This is a genomic window from Streptomyces sp. DSM 40750, from assembly GCF_024612035.1.
Lineage (GTDB): Bacteria > Actinomycetota > Actinomycetes > Streptomycetales > Streptomycetaceae > Streptomyces.
This window is the reverse complement of the sequence record NZ_CP102513.1, coordinates 8,236,072-8,243,131: the sequence shown is the minus strand read 5'-3', so window position 1 is coordinate 8,243,131 and position 7,060 is coordinate 8,236,072. Positions and strand designations below refer to the sequence as shown.

Annotated in this window: 7 protein-coding genes; 4 read left to right on the top strand and 3 right to left on the bottom strand. The window is 70.6% G+C overall.

Annotation, left to right across the window (positions count from 1 at the left end):
- Positions 1-2: 2 nt before the first annotated feature.
- Entirely contained in the window at positions 3-884 is an 882-nt protein-coding gene (locus JIX55_RS36710; protein ID WP_257567517.1) for a hypothetical protein, read from the top strand.
- A gap of 21 nt (positions 885-905) precedes the next feature.
- Here JIX55_RS36710 and JIX55_RS36705 read toward each other — a convergent pair whose 3' ends face one another.
- Complete coding sequence (locus JIX55_RS36705; protein WP_257567516.1) at positions 906-1,301, bottom strand: MazG nucleotide pyrophosphohydrolase domain-containing protein; 396 nt, start codon at positions 1,299-1,301, stop codon at positions 906-908.
- 193 nt (positions 1,302-1,494) lie between these two features.
- On the opposite strand from JIX55_RS36705, the gene JIX55_RS36700 reads away from it, so the two are divergent.
- Both JIX55_RS36700 and JIX55_RS36695 read left to right on the top strand, forming a co-directional pair.
- The gene (locus JIX55_RS36700) at positions 1,495-2,634 is read left to right on the top strand and encodes a peptidoglycan recognition protein family protein (RefSeq protein ID WP_257567515.1); all 1,140 of its coding nucleotides are present in this window, start codon (positions 1,495-1,497) and stop codon (positions 2,632-2,634) included.
- A gap of 124 nt (positions 2,635-2,758) precedes the next feature.
- Positions 2,759-3,757, top strand: coding sequence for a TAXI family TRAP transporter solute-binding subunit (locus JIX55_RS36695; RefSeq protein ID WP_257567514.1), 999 nt, complete (start codon positions 2,759-2,761; stop codon positions 3,755-3,757).
- 66 nt (positions 3,758-3,823) lie between these two features.
- Here JIX55_RS36695 and JIX55_RS36690 read toward each other — a convergent pair whose 3' ends face one another.
- Both JIX55_RS36690 and JIX55_RS36685 read right to left on the bottom strand, forming a co-directional pair.
- On the bottom strand, positions 3,824-5,236 hold the full coding sequence (locus tag JIX55_RS36690; RefSeq protein ID WP_257567513.1) for a sensor histidine kinase: 1,413 nt from the start codon (positions 5,234-5,236) through the stop codon (positions 3,824-3,826).
- A gap of 9 nt (positions 5,237-5,245) precedes the next feature.
- Positions 5,246-5,932: a response regulator transcription factor gene (locus tag JIX55_RS36685; RefSeq protein WP_257567512.1), complete on the bottom strand. Its 687-nt coding sequence runs from the start codon at positions 5,930-5,932 to the stop codon at positions 5,246-5,248.
- Between the two features lie 332 nt (positions 5,933-6,264).
- Between JIX55_RS36685 and JIX55_RS36680 the strand changes: the two genes are divergently transcribed.
- Complete coding sequence (locus JIX55_RS36680) at positions 6,265-7,041, top strand: amino acid ABC transporter ATP-binding protein (protein ID WP_257567511.1); 777 nt, start codon at positions 6,265-6,267, stop codon at positions 7,039-7,041.
- Positions 7,042-7,060 lie beyond the last annotated feature (19 nt).

The window sequence follows — 7,060 nt, the reverse complement described above, 5'->3', positions numbered from 1 at the left end:
CCATGCCGCACACGCCCACCCACAGCGACCACAGGGACGGCGAGTTCGCCGACCTCTTCGCCCGCAAGACCCGCACCCCGCTCCGCGGCTTCCTGCCCGGGCGCCGGGTGTGGAAAGCTGTCGGGGGCTCCGCGGCCGCGGTCCTGGTGATCGCCGGTTCCGCCATGGCCGTGGCCGCCATCGACTGGGACAGCGGCTCCGCCGAGAAGGTGACCACGGCGGCCGATGAGCCCGCCAAGGAGAAGTCCTCCCCCGGCGACACCGAGAAGGCAGCGGCCGTCCCGTCGCCGAAGGAGCAGGACCAGGGCAAGGACGGCCCCGAGGTCGTCTACGTCCCGGTCAGCGGCGGAGCGGGCGCGGGGACGGGAGGCGCGGCCCAGTCGACGCCGGACGCCGGCACGAAGTCCGGCTCGGACGGCACCACGGGCACGGGCGGCACCTCCGGCTCGACCGGCACCGAGGAGAACAAGAGCACGACCACGCAGAACACCGGGTCGCAGTCGACGGCCGGCTATCTGTGGGCCGACGGAAACGTGGACACCGACTCCAACGACTACTGGGACCAGAGCACCGTCACCGTCAAGTCCACCAAGCCGCTCACCTCGCTCAAGGTCGTCGTCCGCGTCATCCAGACCGGCGGTGTGTCGAGCAGCGGCACCTGGACCTCCCTGGGCGACAAGGTGGCCGTGGGCCAGAACTCCACAGCCGACCAACTGGGGTACGTCATCACGCTGAAGTCGGGGGTCACCCTCGACCCCGGCACCTATGTCTTCAAGGTCCAGTACAACCACGACCAGGGCAGGCGCGACGCGGGCCACGACCGCTACAACGTCACCACCGTAGCCACCGACTCGGACGACGAGTTCCTCTCCGACGGCTTCTGAGCACCCACCCGGTCGGGGTGCTCACCCGGTCCAGCCCTGCTTCCGCAGCACCGCGGACACATCGGGCGCCCGGTAGTGGTCCCCCTTGAGCACCTTGCCGTCGGCCCGGCGGTCGATCCGGCCGTCGGGACCGAGCTTGGTCATGTTGGAGCGGTGGATCTCGGCGATCACGGCGTCGAGGTCGATGCCGTGGACGAGCGCGGTGCCGTACGCCACGTACACGACGTCGGCCAGTTCGTGGGCAAGCCGGTCGAGCGGGCCGTCGACCGCCACCTCGGCGACCTCGGCGGCCTCCTCGGCCAGCAGTTCACCCCGGTGGGCGGCCAGTTCGGGCGAGACCTCGGTGGGCGCGGTACGGGCGTCGAGGCCGAAGGCCTGGTGGAACTCGCGCACCAGGCGAGCGGGAGAGGAACTCATCCGGCGACCCTATCGACCGGCCGTCCCGCCCCGACAGCTCTGTCCGTCTCGCACGCTCCTGACCCTCAAGTCCCTTTGTGTCACGGGCCTTTGACGTTCAGTCATAGACAGGGGGCGCCGTCGGAACCAGTGACTCCACTCCGTACGCTCCGTTGTGTCTTCAAGTACCACCCCGAGCGATTGAGGACCCATCGTGAGCGTTCCCCCCACCTCCCCCACTCACCGGGCCACGTCCCGGGTGACCCGCCGTACCGTGATCGGCGCGGTCGGCGCGGTCGCGGCCGGTGCCGTGATCACGCCGACCGTGATGGCCACGACCGGCGACTCGGGCACCGCGAGCACCGGTACCGACGACACCAAGGCCGGCACGACGACCGAGACCTTCCCGAAGACCCGCAGCGCGGCCGCCACCGGCGAGGCGCCCGTCGAGGCGGCCTTCCCCATCGGTTACGTGGGCGTCCGCTGGGGCGGCACCGACGAGACCACCGGCGGCGGCATCCGGCTGCGGGACGCCGACGGCGGCCAGGGCGACTGGCAGTCGCTCGGCGACGGCGGCTGCTCGGTGGCCAACGGCGGCGGCGTGCTCCTCGCGGCCGAGCAGGCCGCCGGCTACGAGCTGAAGGCCCCCGAGGGGGCCACCGGCCTGCGCTCGCTGGCGCTCGACACCCGGCACGGCCCGGACCGCGAGGTGACCGTACCGTCCGACCCCACGCGCGTCCGGGGCGTCGAGTACCTCTCGCGGGCGGCCTGGGGCGCCGACGAGTCGCTGCGCTTCAAGCCGGACGGCACGGAGAACTCGCCGACCGCGTTCTACCCGTTCCAGACCCTCACCGTGCACCACACGGCCATGGCCAACGACGACCCGGACCCGGCCGCCACGGTCCGCGCGATCTACCAGCTGCACGCGGTCACCAACGACTGGGGCGACATCGGCTACCACTTCCTCATCGACGAGGAGGGCCGCATCTACGAGGGCCGCTACTCCGGCGACGACGGCCTGCCCGCGCACGACGCCGAGGGCAAGCTGGTGACCGCCTTCCACGTCGGCGGCTTCAACTCCGGCAACCTCGGCATCGCCCTGCTGGGCACCTTCACCGAGCAGGGCCCGAAGGAGGCCGCCCGCGCCTCGCTCACCCGGCTGGTGAAGGTGCTGGTGCGGCAGCACGGCGTCGACCCGCAGGCCCGCGTGACGTATACGAACCCGGTCAACGGCACGCAGAAGGAGGTCTCGGAGATCAGCGGCCACCGGGACTGGATGGAGACGGAGTGCCCGGGCGAGGTCATGTACCAGGAGCTGGACCGCCTCCGCACGGCCGTGGCCACCGGCCGCTGACCGCCTTCGCGGCCCCGGCCGCCGGACCCGTCGGGAGCGGGTCCGGCACCGCCGAGGTCACGAGCTCGCACCGGATGGGTCCGGTCCTGGCCGCCCGTCCGGGTGACCTGGCAGGATCTCGCGCATGGTCCAGGTACTCCCCCGCATCGGCGGGCGTCGCGCGCTGCTGGGATCGGCGGCCTCGCTGGTGGTCCTCGCACTGCTGGCGTGGTGGCTGTGGCCGAGCGAGGAGCCCCCGAGCGGGACGGTCACGCTGACCACGGGAGCCGAGCGGGGCGTCTACCAGGAGTACGGCAGCCGACTGCGCAACGCGATCGCCGGGGACATGCCGGGTCTGCGGGTCCAGCTGATGCCCAGCAACGGATCCCAGACGAACGTCCGCCGTGTGGCCACCGGGCAGGCCGACTTCGCCATCGCCGCGGCCGACGCCGTGCAGACGTACATCGACGAGGACCAGCCCGGCGCCGACAAGCTGCGCGGCGTGGCCCGGCTGTACGACGACTACGTGCAGCTGGTCGTCCCCGCCGACTCGACCATCTCGAGTGTCGCGGAGCTGAAGGACAAGCGGGTGGCCGTCGGGCCCGAGGGCTCGGGCGTGCGGCTGATAGCGGAACGTCTGCTGGCCGCGGACGGGCTGGACATCGACAAGGACATCGACGCGCGGCGGGACACCATCGGGACGAGTCCCGAGGAACTCCGCACCGGCAGGATCGACGCCTTCTTCTGGTCGGGCGGGCTGCCCACGAAAGGGCTGACCGACCTCGCGGAGAAGGAGAAGTACGAGTTCCGGTTCGTCCCGATCCGCAGCGACCTGGTGACGAAGCTGCACGACCAGGGCGGTGTCTTCAGCCACTACCGGACGTCGGTGATGCCCCCCGACGCCTATCCGGCCATCCTCACGAATTCCGTGCCCACCCTGACCGTGGCGAACCTGCTCATCACCCGTGAGGACCTGGACCCCCGGATCACCGAATGGCTGACCCGCGTCGTCCTCAAGAGCCGGGACAACATCGGCGAGCACGTCCACGCGGCCCAGGTGGTGGACCTGCGCACCGCGATCTACACGGACCCGCTGCGGCTGCACAAGGGCGCGAGGGCTTACTACCGGTCGGTGAAGCCGTAGCCCGGCGATGCGGGAGCCCGGACCCTCGGCCCGGCAAGGCCCCGTAAGCCCCCTGGAAGGCCCCTCTCAGGCCGACGGACGCGACCTGGGCACCGTCACCGTCACCCGCAGCCCGCGCGGCGTGTGGTGGGCGTACGAGATGGAGCCGCCGCCCGCCGCGATCAGCGCCCGGGAGATGGAGAGCCCGAGGCCCGACCCCTTGATGTTCTGGTGCGCGGTGCTGCGCCAGAAGCGGTCGCCGACGCGTTCCAGCTCCTCGTCGCTGAGGCCGGGACCTCCGTCGGTGACGACGACCGTGGAGACCTCGCCGTCCGCGGCGACCCGCACCTCGACGGTCTTCCCGGCGGGCGTGAACTTCAGCGCGTTGTCGATCACCGCGTCCAGGGCGCTGGACAGGGCGATGGGGTCGGCCCAGGCGGTGGTGGCCGGGCAGGTGCCGACCAGCGTCACGCCCTTGTCGTCGGCGAGCGGCGACCAGGACGCGACGCGCTCGGCTGTCAGCTCGCCCACGTCTATGAGCCGCAGGTCGGACTCCGCGTGCTCGGCGAGCGCCAGGTCGAGCAGGTCGTCGAGGACCTGGCCCAGGCGCTTGCCCTCGGTGCGGACGGAGGCGATCTCCGCGTTGCCCTCGGGCAGTTCGAGGGCGAGCAGGTCGATGCGCAGCAGCAACGCGGCCAGCGGGTTGCGCAGTTGGTGCGAGGCATCGGCGACGAAGGCGCGCTGCTGCTCCAGGACGTCCTCGACGTTGTCGGCCATCTCGTTGAACGACCGTGCCAGACGCCGGAGTTCGGGCGGCCCGCTGGCCACCGCGACCCGTGACTTCAGGCGTCCGGAGGCGATGGCGTGGGTGGTGACGTCGAGGACACGCACGGGCTTGAGGACCCAGCCCGTCAGCCGCAGCGCGGCGCCGACCGCGAGGAGCATCGCGGCGATCTCGCCCGCGCCGATGATCAGCCAGCCGCGCTTGATCTTCGAGCGCATCTCATCGGTGGGCGAGTCGGTGACGACGGCGGCGACGACGTCACCGTCGTGGATGACCGGGGACGCGACGACGAGACGGCCGTCCTGCCAGGGCCACACCTGTTTCGGATCGTGCGGGCGGCGCCCCAGCAACGCCTCCTCGAAGGCGGCGAGGCCCTCGCCCTCGCTGGGCACGCCCCACTCGTAGGGGGCGTTGGCCATGGGCGCCTGGCCGTCCTCGCGGTAGAAGACACCGGCCTTGATGCCGTACACGCTGTAGTACTGGTCGAGCTCCCGCTGCAGGGTCTCGCGGCGGCCGTCCGTGGTGTCCACCCGGGATCCGCTCGGGCGTTCGGTGACGAACTGGGCGAGGGCCGCGAAGCGCGCCGTGTCGTCGATGCGGTCGACGACCACCTCCTGTTGGCGCGCCGCCGCGAGGCTCACCGCCAGGGGGATGCCGAGTGCCAGCAGCACGGCGGCCATCAGGACGATGAGCAGCGGAAGAAGACGAGTGCGCACGCGGGCACGCTACGGCGTCGGGGCCACCAGCCGGTAGCCGACCCCGCGCACCGTCTCGATCAGGGCGGGCATCCGCAGCTTGGACCGCAGGGACGCGACATGCACCTCGAGGGTGCGCCCCGTCCCTTCCCAGCTGGTCCGCCACACCTCGCTGATGATCTGTTCCCGGCGGAAGACCACCCCGGGCCGCTGGGCCAGCAGCGCGAGCAGATCGAACTCCTTGCGGGTCAGCTGGACGACCGAGCCGTCGACGCTGACCTGTCGGGTGGGCAGCTCGATGAGCACGGACCCGAGGCGCAGCCCGCTGTCGCCGGGCACCGCCGCCTCGTCGGGGGCCCGGCGGCGGGCGACGGCGTGGATACGGGCCAGCAGCTCGCCGGTGTCGTACGGCTTGACCACGTAGTCGTCGGCGCCGAGGTTGAGGCCGTGGATCCGGGAGCGCACGTCGGCGCGGGCCGTCACCATGATCACCGGGGTGTTGGTGCGCTTGCGGATCTTGCCGCAGACCTCGTATCCGTCCTGGTCGGGCAGGCCGAGGTCGAGCAGGACGACCCCGAAGCCGTTCCCTTCCGGCACGAGCGCCTGGAGCGCCTCCTCGCCGCTGCGGGCGTGTGTGACATCGAAACCGTGCCGGGCCAGGACCGCGGACAGGGCGGCGGCGACGTGGTTGTCGTCCTCGACGAGGAGCAGCCTCATTCCGGCCCCTTCCGGTTCGGTCGGTCTCGCGATTCGGTCTCGCGATTCGGTCATCTGTGCGTCTCGGGCGGCACACATTACGCGGATTCGCATCTCGAAACCGCGCGCCTCGGCCCCTTCGCAGTCACACTGATGAATGAGGACGCCGTCAAGGCCGTACAGGTTCCGCGCGGGTTCCGTTACGCAGCCGAAACGCCCCGCGAGGGCCTGCTACGGGCAGTGCCCACTCGGCTACCAGATCGTTATGCTCAAACTTCCCTCAGATGTAATGACGCTGGTCGTCGAGGGTCACTACTGTCCTCCGAAACCGAGGAGGACGGAGCCAGAAAGCGATGACCGAAGTTTCGGTGGTCAAGGACGCGGTGGCCGCGGCCGACGACCTGGTCGTCCTGAAGAGCGTCAACAAGCACTTCGGCGCGTTGCACGTACTCCAGGACATCGATCTGACGATCACCAGGGGCGAGGTCGTCGTGGTGATCGGACCCTCCGGGTCCGGTAAGTCCACGCTCTGCCGCACCATCAATCGGCTGGAGTCGATCGACTCCGGCGACATCCTGATCGACGGCAAGCCGCTGCCCGCCGAGGGCAAGGCGCTCGCACGGCTGCGGGCCGATGTCGGCATGGTGTTCCAGTCGTTCAATCTCTTCGCGCACAAGACCGTGCTCGAGAACGTGATGCTGGGGCAGCTCAAGGTCCGCAGGGCCGACAAGAAGAAGGCCGAGGAGAAGGCCCGGAGCCTGCTGGACCGGGTCGGCGTGGGCACCCAGGCGGACAAGTACCCCGCGCAGCTCTCGGGTGGTCAGCAGCAGCGTGTCGCGATCGCGCGGGCGCTGGCCATGGACCCCAAGGTGATGCTCTTCGACGAGCCGACCTCGGCCCTGGACCCCGAGATGATCAACGAGGTCCTGGAAGTCATGCAGCAGCTCGCCCGGGACGGCATGACCATGGTCGTGGTCACCCACGAGATGGGCTTCGCCCGTTCGGCCGCCAACCGGGTGGTGTTCATGGCGGACGGCCGCATCGTCGAAGAGGCTGTGCCGGACCAGTTCTTCAGCAACCCCCGCAGCGACCGGGCCAAGGACTTCCTGTCGAAGATCCTGCACCACTGACGGCCTGCCGAGGCCGCCT